Here is a 14,864-nt window from a genome sequence, read left to right as displayed (position 1 = left end):
TGCGGAGGGCGTCGGTGGATCAATCAGAGGGCGTGGCGCGTCAGCGGAACGCCGCCATGCACCAGGCCATGATCGGGTTCCAGGCCAGGCCGAGGAACAGCAGCGAGAGTGCGTTGACGCCGAAGACGATGCGCAGCGGGCGGTCGTCGCGCTCCACCGGGCCGTCGCCGACGGGCTCGTCGAAGTACATCACCTTGATCACGCGCAGGTAGTAGAACGACCCGATCACGGCGAACACGATACCGACGATCACCAGCCACATCATGTTCCCCTGCAGCGCGGCGCGCAGCACGGCGAGCTTCGACCAGAAGCCGAGGAACGGCGGCACGCCGGCGAGCGAGGCCATCACGCACAGGACCAGGCCGGCCATCCACGGGCTGCGGGCGTTGAGGCCCTTGAAGTCGTCGATGTTGTCGGCTTCGAAGCCGCGGTTGGACAGCACGATGATCGCGCCGAAGGCCGCGGCCGACATGATCGCGTAGGTGATCGCGTAGAACATCGCCGACGCATAGCCCTGCGGACCGCCCCCGGCGAGGCCGAGGAACAGGAAGCCGACGTGCGAGATCGTCGAATACGCGAGCATGCGCTTGAGGTTGGTCTGCGCCAGCGCGATCAGGTTGCCGATCACCAGCGACAACGTGGCCAGGCCGGCGAGCAGCAGGCGCCATTGTTCGTCGAGCGGGCCGGCGCCGGTTTCCAGCAGGCGGTAGGCCATGCCGAACGCGGCGAGCTTCGGCGCCGAACCGATGAACAGCGTGATCGGCGTGGGCGCGCCGTGGTAGACGTCCGGCAGCCACATGTGGAACGGCGCGGCACCGAACTTGAAGGCGATGCCCGCGACGATGAACACCAGGCCCGTCAGCACCAGGCCCGGCGATGCATGCGACATCGCGGCGTGGATGCCCGGCAGGTCGAGCGTGCCGGTGGCGCCGTACATCAGCGACATGCCGTATAGCAGCATGCCCGAGGCGAGCGAGCCCAGGACGAAATACTTCATCGCCGCTTCGGAGGCGAGCGGACCGTCGCGGTCGATCGCGACCAGCGCGTACTGGCACAGCGCGAGCATTTCCAGGCCGAGGTACACGGTGACCAGGTTGCCCGCGGACACCATCAGCATCATGCCGGCGGTGGAGAACAGCACCAGCACCGGCACCTCGCCCTTGTACAGCCCGCGCTCGCGCAGGTAAGGCCACGCATAGACGAGCGACAGCGCCGAGATGGCGCAGGTGAACAGCTTGAGCACGTCGGCCGCGACGTCGCGGATGAACATGCCGTTGAGCACGATGCCCTGCCCGCCCACGCCGGTGGCGACCATGCCGGCCACGAACACGAGCGCGGCAATCGAGAGCACGTGCGTGACCCAGCGCTGGCGCTCCTCGAGGAACAGATCGAGCATCAGCAGCGCGAACGCGGCGCCGGTGAGCACGAGCTCGGGCAGCAGCGGCAGCAGTTCGGCGGGATTGGGCGTGGTCATGGGCATGCTGGCGATCTCAGAGCTTGGTCGCGGCCAGCTGGCTGGCGAGCTGGGCGATGGCGGGTTCCATCAGGTCGGTCAGCGGCTTCGGATACACACCGAGCGCGAGCACACCGATGGCGAACGTGCCGAGCACGATCCATTCCCGCATGTTGATGTCTTCGAGTTCGGCGACGTGGGCGTTGCCGACCTCGCCGAAGATCGTGCGCTTGACCAACCACAGCGTGTAGGCCGCGCCGAGGATCAGCGTGGTCGCCGCGCCGAAGGCGAGCAGCGGATGCTGCTGGAAGCTGGCGAGGATCACCATGAACTCGCCGATGAAACCCGACGTGCCCGGCAGGCCCGAGTTGGCCATGCCGAACAGCACCATGAACATCGCGAACCACGGCATCACGTTCGCCACGCCGCCGTAGTCGCGGATCATGCGGCTGTGCATGCGGTCGTAGAGCACGCCGACGCAGGAGAACATCGCACCGGAGATGAAGCCGTGCGAAATCATCTGCACCATCGCGCCCTGCAGGCCGAGGCGTGCGGCGTCGAGGTTGCCCGTGTCGCGCACCAGCGAGAAGGCGATGAAGGTGCCCAGGGTCACGAAGCCCATGTGCGAGATCGACGAGTACGCGATCAGCTTCTTCATGTCGTCCTGCACCAGCGCGACGAAGCCGATGTAGACGATGGCGATCAGCGACAGCGCGATGACGACCCACGCGAACTCGTGGCCGGCGTCCGGCACGATCGGCAGGGTGAAACGCAGGAAGCCGTATCCGCCGATCTTCAGCATGATCGCCGCCAGCACCACCGAGCCACCGGTCGGCGCTTCCACGTGCGCATCCGGCAACCACGTGTGCACCGGGAACATCGGCACTTTCACCGAGAACGCGGCGAGGAAGGCGAAGAACAGCCAGGTCTGCTCCTGCATGGTCAGCGGCAGCGCCGCCATGTCCGCCAGCTGCCAGCTACCGCCCTTCAGGTACAGGTAGATGATGCCGACCAGCATGAACACCGACCCGAGGAAGGTGTACAGGAAGAACTTGATCGACGCGTACACGCGCCGCGGGCCGCCCCACACGCCGATGATGATGAACATCGGGATGAGCATGGCTTCGAAGAACACGTAGAACAGCATGCCGTCGAGCGCGGAGAACACGCCGATCATCAGGCCTTCGAGCACGAGGAACGCGGCGACGTACTGGTTCACGCGTTCGTCGATCGCGGTCCACGCACCGATCAGCACCAGCACGGTGGTGAGCGTGGTCAGGCCGATCAGCGCGACCGAGATGCCGTCGGCGCCGAGCGCGTAACGGATGTCGTAGGCCGGGATCCACTGGTGCTGTTCGACGAACTGCATGCCGGTGGCGGCGTAATCGAATCCGGTGAACAGCGGGATGCTCAGCGCGAGCGCGAGCAGCGCCGTGCCCAGCGCAAGCCAGCGCGCCATGCTCGCGCGGTTCTCGCCAAGCATCAGCGACAGCGCGCCGCCGAGGATGGGCAACCAGATCAACAGGCTCAGAAGGGGGGCGTTCGCCACGTCGTTACATCCAGTAATGATTGATGACGGCAAGCAGCGCGATCAGGCCAACGATCATCGCGAAGGCGTAGTGGTACAGGTAACCGGACTGCAGCTGGCGCACGACGCCCGACACGAGGTCGACCACGCGCGCACTGCCGTTCACCACCACCCCGTCGATGACCTTGCTGTCCACCTGGCGCGACACCTGGCCGAGTGCGACACCGCCACCGGCGAAGCCATCGATCCACAGGTCGTCCATGAAGTACTTGCGCTCCAGCACGCGCACCGGCCAGCGCAGGGCATGCGCGATCTTGCCCGGCAGGTCGGGGCGGAACACGTAGAGGAACGTGGCGAGCGCGAAGCCGGCGAAGGCGAGCCAGAAGGCAGGTGCAGCGAAGCCGTGGATCGCGAAGTTGACCGCGCCGTGGAATTCCTCTGCCAGGTTCGCCATCGTGCCGTGCTCCGGCATGTCGATCGCGCCGAGGAAGAACGGCAGGCGCTCCTGCGCGGCGTCCCAGGTCTTGCCGAACAGCATCGGACCGGCAGTGAAGAAGCCGATGATGATCGAGGGAATCGCGAGCAGGATCAGCGGGACCGTCACGACCCACGGCGACTCGTGCGGCGTATGCGCATGGCCATGGTCGTCATGGTGGTCGTCGTGCGCGTCATGCGCATGCGAGATCGCGTCCTCGTGCTCCGTCGAGTCCGCCTCCGGCGCGATGTAATGCTCCGGCACCGGATCGTGGAAGCGTTCCTTCCCGTGGAAGGTCATGTACAGCAGGCGGAAGCTGTAGAACGAGGTGACGAACGCGCCGAGCAGCACGGCCCAGTACGCGTAGGTCTGCACGGTGAAGCCCGGATTTCCGTGCGCGGCGAGCTCGGCCGCTTCGATGATCGTGTCCTTCGAATAGAAGCCGCTGAAGAACGGCGTGCCGACCAGCGCCAGCGTGCCGATGACCATCGTCCAGTAGGTGATGGGCATGTACTTCTTCAGGCCGCCCATCCGGCGCATGTCCTGTTCGTGGTGCATGCCGATGATCACCGAGCCGGCACCGAGGAACAGCAGCGCCTTGAAGAAGGCGTGGGTCATCAGGTGGTACACGCCCGCCGAGTACGCGCCCACGCCGAGCGCGACCGTCATGTAGCCCAGCTGCGACAACGTGGAGTACGCGACGACGCGCTTGATGTCGTTCTGCACGATGCCGATCAGGCCGGTCCAGAACGCCGTGGTCGCGCCGATGAACAGCACGAAGTTGAGCGCGGCCGGCGAGAGCTCGAACAGCGGCGACATGCGCGCCACCATGAAGATGCCCGCGGTCACCATCGTCGCGGCGTGGATCAGCGCGGAGATCGGCGTCGGGCCTTCCATCGAGTCGGGCAGCCACACGTGCAGCGGCACCTGCGCCGACTTGCCCATGGCGCCGATGAACAGGCAGATGCAGATGACGGTCGCGATCGACCAGGCGTGGCCCGAGAAGATCTCGACGGTCTGCCCGCCGCCCATGATCGACGACGCGTTGGCGAACACCGTCGCGTAGTCCAGCGAGCCGAACCAGTACAGCACGCCCGCGATGCCCAGCAGGAAGCCGAAGTCGCCGACGCGGTTGACCAGGAAGGCCTTGAGGTTGGCGAAGATCGCGCTCGGGCGCTTGAACCAGAAGCCGATCAGCAGGTACGACACCAGGCCCACCGCTTCCCAGCCGAAGAACAGCTGCAGGAAGTTGTTGCTCATCACCAGCATGAGCATCGAGAAGGTGAACAGCGAGATGTAGCTGAAGAAGCGCTGGTAGCCCGGGTCTTCTTCCATGTAGCCGATGGTGTAGATGTGCACCAGCAGCGACACGAAGGTGACCACGACCATCATCATCGCGGTGAGCTTGTCGACCATGAAGCCGACGTGCGCGTTGTAACCGCCGATCTCGAACCAGGTGTACAGGTTCTGGTTGAACGGCGCAGCGCCCTGCCCCACCAGCTGCCACAGCACGTACATCGACAGCGCGCAGCTGATCGCCACGCCGCCGATGGTGACCGTGTGCGCGCCGACGCGGCCGATGCGCTTGCCGAACAGGCCGGCCAGGATCGCGCCGATCAGCGGCGCGAGGACGACCCACACCAGCATCGTCTTCGAGAGGGTGAATTCAACGCCCGGCATCGGATCAGCCCTTCAAGGTATCGATTTCGGCGACGTTGATCGTGCGCCGGTTGCGGAACAGCGTGACCAGGATCGCCAGGCCGATGGCGGCCTCGGCGGCGGCCACGGTGAGGATGAAGAACACGAACACCTGGCCTGCGGCATCGCCGAGCTCGCGCGAGAACGCGACGAAGTTGATGTTGACCGCGAGCAGCATCAGCTCGATCGACATCAGCAGCACGATCACGTTCTTCCGGTTGAGGAAGATGCCGGCGAGTGCGATGCAGAACAGCGCCGCGCCCAGGAACAGGAAGTGCCCAAGGGACAAGGCCATCATCGCGGGGTCTCCTCGGTGGCGGCCGGCGCGGCCGGCTTCACGGCATCCATCTTCACGACGCGCAGGCGGTCGGAGGCACGCACGCGCGCCTGTGCCGACGGACTCTGGTGCTTCACGCCGGTGCGGCGGCGCAGCGTCAGCATCACGGCGGCCACGACGGCGATGGTCAGGATCACCGCCGCCACTTCGAAGGGCAGCAGGAAGTCGGTGAACAGCGCACGCGCGAGCCAGGTGGTGTTCGGGATGTTGGCCGCGGCGGCCGCATCGGCGGCGAGCGGCGCCTGCACGAGCACCTTCACGCCGATCAGCATGCTGATCTCGATCAGCATCGCGATGGCAACGGCCGCGCCGATCGGCAGGTAGCGCACGAAGCCCTCGCGCAGCGGCGCGACGTCGATGTCGAGCATCATCACCACGAACAGGAACAGCACCATCACCGCGCCCACGTAGACCAGGATCAGCGCGATGCCGAGGAATTCGGCGCCGGCGAGGATCCAGGTACAGGCCACGGAGAAGAACGTGAGCACGAGCAGCAGCGCTGCCTGCACCGGGTTCCTCACGCTGATGACACCGACGGCCGCGGCGATGGCCATGGTGGCGAAGGCGTAGAACGAAAGCGTTGCGAGATCCATGTGGCCCTCAGCGGAACGGTGCGTCGGCGGCGCGGCGCGCGGCGATTTCCGCCTCGAGCCTGTCGCCGATGGCCAGCAGCTGCGGCTTGGTCACGATGTTCTGGCCGCGCGCAGTGAAGTGGTATTCGTGCAGGTGCGTCTCGACGATCGAGTCCACCGGGCACGACTCCTCGCAGAACCCGCAGAAGATGCACTTGAACAGATCGATGTCGTAGCGCGTGGTCCGGCGGGTGCCGTCGGCGCGCTGCTCCGAGTCGATGGTGATCGCCAGCGCCGGGCACACCGCTTCGCACAACTTGCAGGCGATGCAGCGCTCTTCGCCGTTGGGATAGCGGCGCAGCGCGTGCAGGCCGCGGAAGCGCGGCGACTGCGGCGTCTTTTCCATCGGGTACATCAACGTGTACTTCGGGCGGAACAGGTACTTGCCCGTGAGCATCAGGCCCTGTGCCAGCTCGATGAGCAGCAGGCTGCGGAAAAAGGAAACGATTCGAGTCATGCCCGTCACTGCCCCGGCGTGAACACGTTGTAGTACGCCATCAGCGCCGTTACGAAGATCCAGGCGATGGTGATCGGAATGAAGACCTTCCAGCCCAGGCGCATGATCTGGTCATAGCGGTAGCGCGGGAAGGAAGCACGGAACCAGATGAAGCAGCTGGCGAAGAAGAACACCTTCAGGAACAGCCACGGCCAACCATTCGCCGACAGGAACGGGATGCCGAGCCCCTGGAACGGGCTGAGCCAGCCGCCCACGAAGAAGATCGACACCAGGAAGCTGACGAGCAGCATGTTGGCGTATTCGGCCAGGAAGAACAGCGCGAACTGCGAACCGGAGTACTCGACCATGTGGCCGGCGACGATTTCCGATTCGCCTTCCACCACGTCGAAGGGCGCGCGGTTGGTCTCGGCCACGCCGGACACGAAGTAGATGACGAACAACGGGAACAGCGGCCACATGAACCACTCGAACATGCCCGCGTTGCCTTCCTGCGCGTGCACGATGTCCGACAGGTTCAGGCTGCCCGCGGCGATCAGCACGCCGACCAGCGCGAATCCCATCGCGATTTCGTAGGACACAACCTGCGCCGCGGCGCGCATCGCACCGAGGAAGGCGTACTTCGAGTTCGATGCCCAGCCCGCCAGGATGATCCCGTACACGCCGAGCGAGGTCATCGCGAGCAGGTACAGCAGGCCCGCGTTCGCATTCGACAGCACGACCTTCGAATCGAAGGGCACCACCGCCCAGGCGGCGAACGCCGGCACGAGCGCGATCAAGGGCGCGAGTCGATACAGGAAGGGCTGCGCCACGGTGGGCTGCACCACTTCCTTGAACAGCAGCTTGAACACGTCGGCGAAGGCCTGGAGGATGCCCTTGCCCACGTACATCGGCCCGTGGCGCACGTGCATCCAGCCGATCAGCTTGCGCTCCCACACCACGTAGAACGCGACGGCCAGGATCACCGGCACGGCGATGGCGAGGATCTTCAGGACGATCCAGACCAGGGCACCGAGGGCGCCGAAGGACAGGAAGAAGTCACGGATGGGGTCGATGAACATCATCATGCGCGACGAACCTCCACGTTGCCCGTGAGCAGCGCAGCCGTCGCGCCATAACCGGATTCCACCCACGCGGTGCCGCGCGCGACCTTGTCGCTCGTGGCCACCGGCAGCGTTGCCGTGCCGGTTGCGTTGGACACCTTCGCCACGCCGTCCGGATGAACGCCCGCCTCGCCCGCATCCTCGGGATGCAGGACGACGCGCGCGCCGAGCGTCAGCGGATGCGCCTGCAGCGCGGCCGCCCGACGCACCGTGGCATCGCTGCGATAGATCGCCTGCGAGGCCACCACTTCAAGGCCGGCGCCATGCACCTGCGCGTGCGGCGGCACGCCGCCCTTGACGACCTGCACGTTGCGTTCGGACAAACCTGCGCGCATGCCGGCGTAATCGGTGAAGTCGAAGCCCGCGACACCGAGGTCGCCACCGAGCGCACGCAGGACGCGCCAACCGGCACGCGCGTCGCCTGGCAGCTTGCCGCCAGCGGTGCCGTGCTGCACGAAGCCGTCGAGGTTGGTCAGCGAGCCGTCGATTTCCGGCAGCGCACCGATCGGCAGGATCACGTCGGCGACCTTGCGCGTGGATTCGCATGCGAAATGGCTGAAGGCCACGACCTGCGCATTGCCCAGCGCCTTGAACGCCTGCGCCTGGTCGGCGAAGTCGAGGCCCGGCTCGATGCCGTAGATCACGTACGCGCTGCGGGCATCGGCGAGCATCGCGTTCGCATCGCGCGCCGACGGCAGCACGCCGTGCTGCGCCAGGCCGAGCGCATTCGCGCCCTGCGGGATGCGGCACACGGCGGCGTCGTTGGCGGCGGCGAAACCGCGCACCGCGGCGCGGATCGCGGCGGCGTGCGTGCCGAGTTCGGCAACGGCGCCAACGATCACCACGGCGCGCTGCGCGCCCTTGATGTCGACGCCGGCGAGTGCGGTCGAAAGCTGCGACGGCGGCACGATCGTCTTCGACGCGACGTCGAAGGCCACGTCGAAGTCGACCGGATTGACCATGTGCACGCGCGCGCCCTTCTTCACCGCCTTGCGGAGGCGCTGGTGCAGCAGCGGCAGTTCGTGGCGCAGGTGCGAACCGACGATCACGATCGCGTCGGCGTTCTCGATGTCGGCCACGGCCATGCCGGCGCGTTCGGCGACGGCGGCGTCGGAGAGATCGTGCTGCGCGATGCGGTGGTCGAGGTTGCCGGTGCCCAGGCCGTCGGCCAGGCGCGCAAGCAGCGCACCCTCTTCGTTCGACGTCGACGGGTGCACGAGCACGCCGAGCTGGTCGCCGCCGTTGTCGCGCAGGATCTTCGCGGCCTTGGCCAGCGCTTCTTCCCAGGAGGTTTCGCGCCAGTTGTCACCGTCGCGCACCATCGGCTTCATCGCGCGGTCGGCGGCGTACAGGCCCTGGTGCGAATAGCGGTCGCGGTCCGACAGCCAGCATTCGTTGACCGCTTCGTTGTCGCGCGGCACGGTGCGCAGCACTTCGCCGCGGCGCACGTGCAGGAACAGGTTGCTGCCCAGTGCATCGTGGAAGCCGATCGATTCGCGCGCGACCAGTTCCCACGGACGCGCACGGAAGCGGAACACCTTGTTGGTCAGCGCGCCGACCGGGCAGACGTCGATGACGTTGCCGGACAGTTCGGTCGTCAGCGGCTTGCCGTCGTAGGTGCCGATCTGCAGGTTCTCGCCGCGCATCATGCCGCCGAGCTCGTAGGTGCCGGCGACTTCCGCGGTGAAGCGCACGCAGCGCGTGCACTGGATGCAGCGCGTCATGTCGGAGGCGACGAGCGGACCGAAGTCCTCGTCGGCCACCACGCGCTTGCGCTCGGAGAAGCGCGAGACCGAACGGCCGTAGCCGAGCGAGAGGTCCTGCAGTTCGCACTCGCCGCCCTGGTCGCAGATCGGGCAGTCGAGCGGATGGTTGATGAGCAGGAATTCCATCACGTTGCGCTGCGACTTCAGTGCCTTGTCGCTGCGCGTGACGATCTTCATGCCGTCCATCACCGGCGTCGCGCACGCGGGCGCGGGCTTCGGCATCTTTTCCACTTCGACCAGGCACATGCGGCAGTTCGCCGCGATGCTCAGCTTGTCGTGGTAGCAGAAGCGCGGGATCGGGATGCCGGCCTTGTCGGCGGCCTGGATGATCATCGAGCCCTTCGGCGCGGTCATCGCGACGCCGTCGATCTCGATGGCGACGTGGCCTTCCGGCACGACGGGCTTCACATCAGTCTCAACGGCGCTCATGCGGCCACACCCTGCTTGGCGACGACCGTGCCGTTGCGCTGGTCATCGACCAGGAACCGCCCGTTGACGATCGCGTATTCGAATTCGTCCCAGAAGTGGAACAGGAAGCCCTGCACCGGCCACGCAGCGGCTTCGCCGAACGCGCAGATGGTGTGGCCTTCGATCTGGCCCGCGGCGGCGCGCAGCATCTGCAGGTCGTCGAGCGTGGCCTTGCCTTCCACGATGCGCGTGAGCATGCGGTACATCCAGCCGGTGCCTTCGCGGCACGGCGTGCACTGGCCGCAGCTTTCCTTGAAGTAGAAGCGCGCGATGCGCTGGCAGGCACGCACCATGCAGGTGGTGTCGTCCATCACGATGACCGCGCCCGAACCCAGGCCCGAACCGGCCTTCTGGATCGAGTCGTAGTCCATCGTGCAGGCCATCATCGCGTCGGCCGGCAGCACCTTCATCGAGGAACCACCGGGGATCACGGCCTTGAGCTTGCGGCCTTCGCGCATGCCGCCGGCCATCTGCAGCAGATCGGCGAACGAGGTGCCCAGGCGGATCTCGTAGTTGCCCGGCTTGGCCACGTGGCCCGACACCGAGAACACCTTCGGCCCGCCGTTGTTCGGCTTGCCGAGGTTGAGGAACCATTCGGCGCCGTTGCGGATGATCGCCGGCACCGACGCATACGTTTCGGTGTTGTTGATCGTGGTCGGCTTGCCGTACAGGCCGAAGTTCGCGGGGAACGGCGGCTTGTAGCGCGGCTGGCCCTTCTTGCCTTCGAGCGATTCCATCAGCGCGGTTTCTTCGCCGCAGATGTAGGCGCCCGCGCCGAGCACGTTGTACAGGTCGATGTCGACGCCGCTGCCGAGGAGGTTCTTGCCCAGCCAACCGTTGGCATAAGCCTCGCGCGTCGCCTCTTCGAGATGCTCGAAGGGCTCGTGGTGGAACTCGCCGCGCAGGTAGTTGTAGGCCGCCGGCGAACCCGTCGCGTAGCACGCGATCGCCATGCCTTCGATCACGGCATGCGGGTTGTAGCGCAGGATGTCGCGATCCTTCGCCGTGCCCGGCTCCGATTCGTCGGAGTTGCACAGGATGTACTTGATGCCCGGACCCTTCGGCATGAAGGACCACTTCAGGCCGGTCGGGAAGCCCGCGCCGCCGCGGCCGCGCAGGCCGGACTGCTTGACCATCTCGATGACGGCGGCCGGTTCGATCTTCTCTTCGAGGATCTTGCGCAGCGCGGCGTAACCGCCGGTCTTCAGGTAGTTCTCGTAGGACCAGGGCTTGTCGAAGTGCAGCGTCGTGTAGACGACGTTGTGTTCCTGCGGCGCAGGACCGACGGGGCCGGTAGGTTCGGAATAGTGGCTGTGGCCGCCCATGCGCTTACTCCAGCCCGTCCAGGAGCTCGTCGACCTTCTGGGTCGTGAGCTTTTCGTGGTAGTGGCCGTTGATGACCATCATCGGCGCGCCGCAGCACGCGGCGAGGCACTCTTCTTCGCGCTTGAGGAACACGCGGCCGTCGGCGGTGGATTCGCCGAGCTTGCAGCCGAGCTTCTTCTCCGCATGCGCGACGAGGTCTTCGGCGCCGTTGAGCCAGCAGCTGATGTTCGTGCAGAAGGCGACGTTGTGGCGCCCGACCTTTTCGGTTTCGAACATCGAATAGAACGTGGCGACTTCGTACGCCCACACCGGCGGGAGGTCGAGGTACTTGGCCACGGCGGCGATCAGCTCGTCGCTCAGCCAGCCGCCGTTCTGTTCCTGCGCGGCGTGCAAGCCCTGCAGCACGGCCGAACGCTTGCGGTCGGGCGGGAACTTGGTCAGCCAGTGGTCGATGTGCGCACGCGTCGCGTCCGACAGCACCTGCTGCGGATCGACATTGCGCGCGTTCTCGAAGTTGCCGGTCGCTCTCATCGGTATGCCTTGCTAATGCGTTTGGATCCGTCGTTGCCGACGGTCAGCGGTCGATCTCGCCGAACACCACGTCGTAGGTGCCGATCATCGCGACGACGTCGGCGAGCATGTGGCCCGTGACGATCGCGTCCATCGAGGAAAGGTGCGCGAAGCCCGGCGCGCGCAGCTTGCAGCGGAACGGCTTGTTGGCGCCGTCGCTGACCAGGTACACGCCGAACTCGCCCTTGGGCGCTTCCACCGCGGCATACGTTTCCCCTGCCGGGACGCAGTAGCCTTCGGTGAACAGCTTGAAGTGGTGGATCAGGGCTTCCATGTCGTCCTTCATCTCCTCGCGGGAGGGAGGCGCGACCTTGTAGTTGTCCAGCATCACCGGGCCCGGGTTGGCCTTCAGCCACTTCACGCACTGGGCGATGATGCGGTTGGACTGGCGCATCTCGGCGACGCGCACCAGGTAACGGTCGTAGCAGTCGCCGTTGGTGCCCAGCGGGATGTCGAAATCGACTTCCGCGTACTTGGCGTAGGGCTGCTTCTTGCGCAGGTCCCAGGCGAGGCCGGAGCCGCGCACCATCGGGCCGCTCATGCCCCAGGCGAGCGCATCTTCCGGCGACACGACGCCGATGCCGACGGTGCGCTGCTTCCAGATGCGGTTCTCGGTGAGCAGCGTCTCGTACTCGTCGACGCGCTTCGGGAAATCCTTGGTGAAGGCATCGAGGTAATCAAGCATCGAGCCTTCGCGCCATTCGTTGAAGCGCTTGAGCTTCTGCCCCTTGCGCCACGGCGATTCGCGGTACTGCGGCATGCGGTCCGGCAGGTCGCGGTAGACGCCGCCCGGGCGGTAGTACGTGGCGTGCATGCGCGCGCCCGAAACCGCCTCGTACACGTCCATCAGCTCTTCGCGTTCGCGGAACGCGTAGAGGAACACCGCCATCGCGCCGAGGTCGAGCGCGTTGGAACCGACCCACATCAGGTGGTTCAGGATGCGCGTGATCTCGTCGAACATCGTCCGGATCCACTGCGCGCGTTCCGGGGCTTCGATGCCGAGCAGGCGCTCGATGCCGAGCACGTAGGCGTGCTCGTTGCACATCATCGAGACGTAATCCAGGCGATCCATGTAACCTATCGACTGGTTGAAGGGCTTGGATTCGACCAGCTTTTCGGTGCCGCGATGCAGCAGGCCGATGTGCGGATCGGCGCGCTGCACGATTTCGCCGTCCATCTCGAGGATGAGGCGGAGCACGCCGTGCGCGGCCGGATGCTGCGGGCCGAAGTTCAGGGTGTAGTTGCGAATCTCGGCGTTGTTCAGGCCCGAGGTGTTCGACGGAAAGCGGTCCACCTGCGCGTTCACTTCACCGCCTCCCTGCCCTCGCCTTCGGCGGTCTTGTAACGCGCGTCGTCGCGGATCACGCGCGGCACGCCCACGCGCGGTTCGACCGAGGTGACCGGTTCGTACACGACGCGCTGCTTTTCGTTGTCGTAACGCACTTCGACGTTGCCGATCAGCGGGAAGTCCTTGCGGAACGGATGGCCGACGAAGCCGTAGTCGGTGAGGATGCGGCGCAGGTCCGGATGGCCTTCGAAGAGGATGCCGTACATGTCGAAGGCTTCGCGTTCGAACCAGTTCACGCCGGGCCACAGGTCGACGACGGAGGCCACAACCGGCAGCGTGTCGTCGGCGGCGAAGCAGCGCGCGCGCAGGCGCACGTTGTTCTGCATCGACAGCAAATGCGCGACGACGGCGAAGCGACGGTTCGACGGCAGCTTCGCATCGGTGGGCTGCTCGCCCCACTTGAAGCGGCCCGGGCCGCGCCCTTCGACGCCGCGCGAGAAACCTTCGGACGACACGTCGGTGGTATCCCACTCGTCGCTGCCGTAACCGAGGTAGTCCACGCCGCAGATGTCCATCGCCTGTTCGAAGCCGAAGGCGTCGCGCAGCGTACGGCAGGTGGCATGCCAGGCATCGGGCGCGACGTCGAGCGTCACTTCACCGCGCGGCTGCGCGACGTCGATGACGGCGTCGGGGAAATGCGCGCGCAGGCGCTCGACCAGCGTTGCGGTGCTCATGCCGTCGCACCTTGCGCCGCGTCCTTCTTGCGGAAGGGATGCGTTTCATTGCGACGGATCTTCTTCTGCAGCTGCAGGATGCCGTACACGAGCGCCTCGGCGGTCGGCGGGCAGCCCGGCACGTACACGTCCACCGGCACGATGCGGTCGCAACCGCGCACGACGGCGTAGGAGTAGTGGTAATAGCCGCCGCCGTTCGCACAGCTGCCCATGGAAATGACCCACTTCGGGTCGGGCATCTGGTCGTAGACCTTGCGCAGCGCAGGGGCCATCTTGTTGACGAGCGTACCGGCGACGATCATCACGTCGCTCTGGCGCGGCGACGGACGGAACACGACGCCGTAGCGGTCGAGGTCCAGGCGCGCGGCGCCCGCATGCATCATCTCGACGGCACAGCACGCCAGGCCGAAGGTCATCGGCCACATCGAACCCGTGCGCGCCCAGTTCCACAGCGCGTCGAAGCTCGTGGTGACGAAGCCCTGCTCGACCAGCGGATTTTCACCCTCGGGCCGCAGGATGTCGCCGATGCGATCGTCCGGCAGCGGGTTGTGCATCAAGCCCGAGACGGTCTGGATCACTCCCATTCCAATGCACCCTTCTTCCAGACGTAGACGAAGCCGATCACCAGCAACAACAGGAACACGCCCATCTCCACCAGGCCGAACACGCCGAGCTCGCGGAACACGAGCGCCCAGGGGAAGACGAACGCGATTTCCAGGTCGAAGACGATGAACAGGATCGCGATGAGGTAGTAGCGCACGTCGAACTGCATGCGCGCGTCTTCGAACGCAGCGAAGCCGCATTCGTAAGGTGAAAGTTTTTCTGCGCTGGGGCGCTTGGGCCCGAGCACGTTGCCCACGATGATCAGGGCAATGCCGATCCCCGTGGCGACGATCAGGAACAGCAGGGTCGGCAGATATTCGGCCAGCACGCTCGGACCTCTCGTACCAATCGCTAAGGGAGCCCACAGGGCGTCGGATTTCACGCCGTGCATCCCGCCCCTTTACGCGCACCGCGGGGGGACGGAGTGTA

14 protein-coding genes are annotated in these 14,864 nt (G+C 65.9%); all 14 read right to left on the bottom strand.

Annotated features, from left to right (window positions below):
- Positions 1–40 precede the first annotated feature (40 nt).
- From nuoN to LVB87_RS10745, 14 genes are read right to left on the bottom strand one after another with little or no spacing between them, the layout of a single operon-like run.
- Entirely contained in the window at positions 41–1,474 is a 1,434-nt protein-coding gene (nuoN, locus tag LVB87_RS10810; RefSeq protein WP_232897970.1) for an NADH-quinone oxidoreductase subunit NuoN, read from the bottom strand.
- Positions 1,475–1,490: 16 nt separating this feature from the next.
- Entirely contained in the window at positions 1,491–3,002 is a 1,512-nt protein-coding gene (locus LVB87_RS10805; RefSeq protein WP_232897969.1) for an NADH-quinone oxidoreductase subunit M, read from the bottom strand.
- Positions 3,003–3,006: 4 nt separating this feature from the next.
- Complete coding sequence (gene nuoL, locus LVB87_RS10800; RefSeq protein ID WP_232897968.1) at positions 3,007–5,136, bottom strand: NADH-quinone oxidoreductase subunit L; 2,130 nt, start codon at positions 5,134–5,136, stop codon at positions 3,007–3,009.
- A 4-nt stretch (positions 5,137–5,140) separates the two neighbouring features.
- Positions 5,141–5,449: an NADH-quinone oxidoreductase subunit NuoK gene (gene nuoK, locus LVB87_RS10795; RefSeq protein WP_232897967.1), complete on the bottom strand. Its 309-nt coding sequence runs from the start codon at positions 5,447–5,449 to the stop codon at positions 5,141–5,143.
- On the bottom strand, positions 5,449–6,084 hold the full coding sequence (locus LVB87_RS10790; RefSeq protein ID WP_232897966.1) for an NADH-quinone oxidoreductase subunit J: 636 nt from the start codon (positions 6,082–6,084) through the stop codon (positions 5,449–5,451). The genes nuoK and LVB87_RS10790 overlap by 1 nt, the downstream gene beginning before the upstream one ends.
- Before the next feature lie 7 nt (positions 6,085–6,091).
- A complete protein-coding gene (gene nuoI, locus LVB87_RS10785) occupies positions 6,092–6,580 on the bottom strand; it encodes an NADH-quinone oxidoreductase subunit NuoI (protein ID WP_232897965.1) in 489 nt (162 codons plus the stop codon).
- Between the two features lie 5 nt (positions 6,581–6,585).
- Positions 6,586–7,644 (bottom strand): NADH-quinone oxidoreductase subunit NuoH, encoded by a 1,059-nt coding sequence (gene nuoH / locus LVB87_RS10780; protein WP_232897964.1) that lies wholly within the window; start codon positions 7,642–7,644, stop codon positions 6,586–6,588.
- Positions 7,641–9,875 (bottom strand): NADH-quinone oxidoreductase subunit NuoG, encoded by a 2,235-nt coding sequence (gene nuoG, locus LVB87_RS10775; RefSeq protein WP_232897963.1) that lies wholly within the window; start codon positions 9,873–9,875, stop codon positions 7,641–7,643. Before nuoG ends, nuoH begins: the two co-directional genes overlap by 4 nt.
- Entirely contained in the window at positions 9,872–11,239 is a 1,368-nt protein-coding gene (nuoF, locus tag LVB87_RS10770; protein ID WP_232897962.1) for an NADH-quinone oxidoreductase subunit NuoF, read from the bottom strand. The genes nuoG and nuoF overlap by 4 nt, the downstream gene beginning before the upstream one ends.
- 4 nt (positions 11,240–11,243) lie before the next feature.
- A complete protein-coding gene (nuoE, locus tag LVB87_RS10765) occupies positions 11,244–11,771 on the bottom strand; it encodes an NADH-quinone oxidoreductase subunit NuoE (protein ID WP_232897961.1) in 528 nt (175 codons plus the stop codon).
- A gap of 43 nt (positions 11,772–11,814) precedes the next feature.
- A complete protein-coding gene (locus LVB87_RS10760) occupies positions 11,815–13,116 on the bottom strand; it encodes an NADH-quinone oxidoreductase subunit D (protein ID WP_232897960.1) in 1,302 nt (433 codons plus the stop codon).
- On the bottom strand, positions 13,113–13,832 hold the full coding sequence (locus LVB87_RS10755) for an NADH-quinone oxidoreductase subunit C (protein WP_232897959.1): 720 nt from the start codon (positions 13,830–13,832) through the stop codon (positions 13,113–13,115). The genes LVB87_RS10760 and LVB87_RS10755 overlap by 4 nt, the downstream gene beginning before the upstream one ends.
- Positions 13,829–14,416, bottom strand: coding sequence for an NADH-quinone oxidoreductase subunit B (locus tag LVB87_RS10750; protein WP_232897958.1), 588 nt, complete (start codon positions 14,414–14,416; stop codon positions 13,829–13,831). The genes LVB87_RS10755 and LVB87_RS10750 overlap by 4 nt, the downstream gene beginning before the upstream one ends.
- Positions 14,407–14,763 (bottom strand): NADH-quinone oxidoreductase subunit A, encoded by a 357-nt coding sequence (locus LVB87_RS10745; protein WP_232897957.1) that lies wholly within the window; start codon positions 14,761–14,763, stop codon positions 14,407–14,409. Before LVB87_RS10745 ends, LVB87_RS10750 begins: the two co-directional genes overlap by 10 nt.
- Positions 14,764–14,864 lie beyond the last annotated feature (101 nt).

Source organism: Lysobacter sp. KIS68-7 (assembly GCF_021284745.1).
GTDB lineage: Bacteria > Pseudomonadota > Gammaproteobacteria > Xanthomonadales > Xanthomonadaceae > Noviluteimonas.
This window is presented reverse-complemented; position numbering and strand designations above follow the sequence as displayed.

What these genes read in the sequence shown, in the direction of transcription:
- nuoN (WP_232897970.1), bottom strand. Translation starts at nt 1,474, where the DNA reads ATGACCACGCCCAATCCCGCCGAACTGCTGCCGCTGCTGCCCGAGCTC.
- nuoL (WP_232897968.1), bottom strand. Translation starts at nt 5,136, where the DNA reads ATGCCGGGCGTTGAATTCACCCTCTCGAAGACGATGCTGGTGTGGGTC.
- nuoK (WP_232897967.1), bottom strand. Translation starts at nt 5,449, where the DNA reads ATGGCCTTGTCCCTTGGGCACTTCCTGTTCCTGGGCGCGGCGCTGTTC.
- LVB87_RS10790 (WP_232897966.1), bottom strand. Translation starts at nt 6,084, where the DNA reads ATGGATCTCGCAACGCTTTCGTTCTACGCCTTCGCCACCATGGCCATC.
- nuoI (WP_232897965.1), bottom strand. Translation starts at nt 6,580, where the DNA reads ATGACTCGAATCGTTTCCTTTTTCCGCAGCCTGCTGCTCATCGAGCTG.
- nuoH (WP_232897964.1), bottom strand. Translation starts at nt 7,644, where the DNA reads ATGATGATGTTCATCGACCCCATCCGTGACTTCTTCCTGTCCTTCGGC.
- nuoG (WP_232897963.1), bottom strand. Translation starts at nt 9,875, where the DNA reads ATGAGCGCCGTTGAGACTGATGTGAAGCCCGTCGTGCCGGAAGGCCAC.
- nuoF (WP_232897962.1), bottom strand. Translation starts at nt 11,239, where the DNA reads ATGGGCGGCCACAGCCACTATTCCGAACCTACCGGCCCCGTCGGTCCT.
- nuoE (WP_232897961.1), bottom strand. Translation starts at nt 11,771, where the DNA reads ATGAGAGCGACCGGCAACTTCGAGAACGCGCGCAATGTCGATCCGCAG.
- LVB87_RS10755 (WP_232897959.1), bottom strand. Translation starts at nt 13,832, where the DNA reads ATGAGCACCGCAACGCTGGTCGAGCGCCTGCGCGCGCATTTCCCCGAC.
- LVB87_RS10750 (WP_232897958.1), bottom strand. Translation starts at nt 14,416, where the DNA reads ATGGGAGTGATCCAGACCGTCTCGGGCTTGATGCACAACCCGCTGCCG.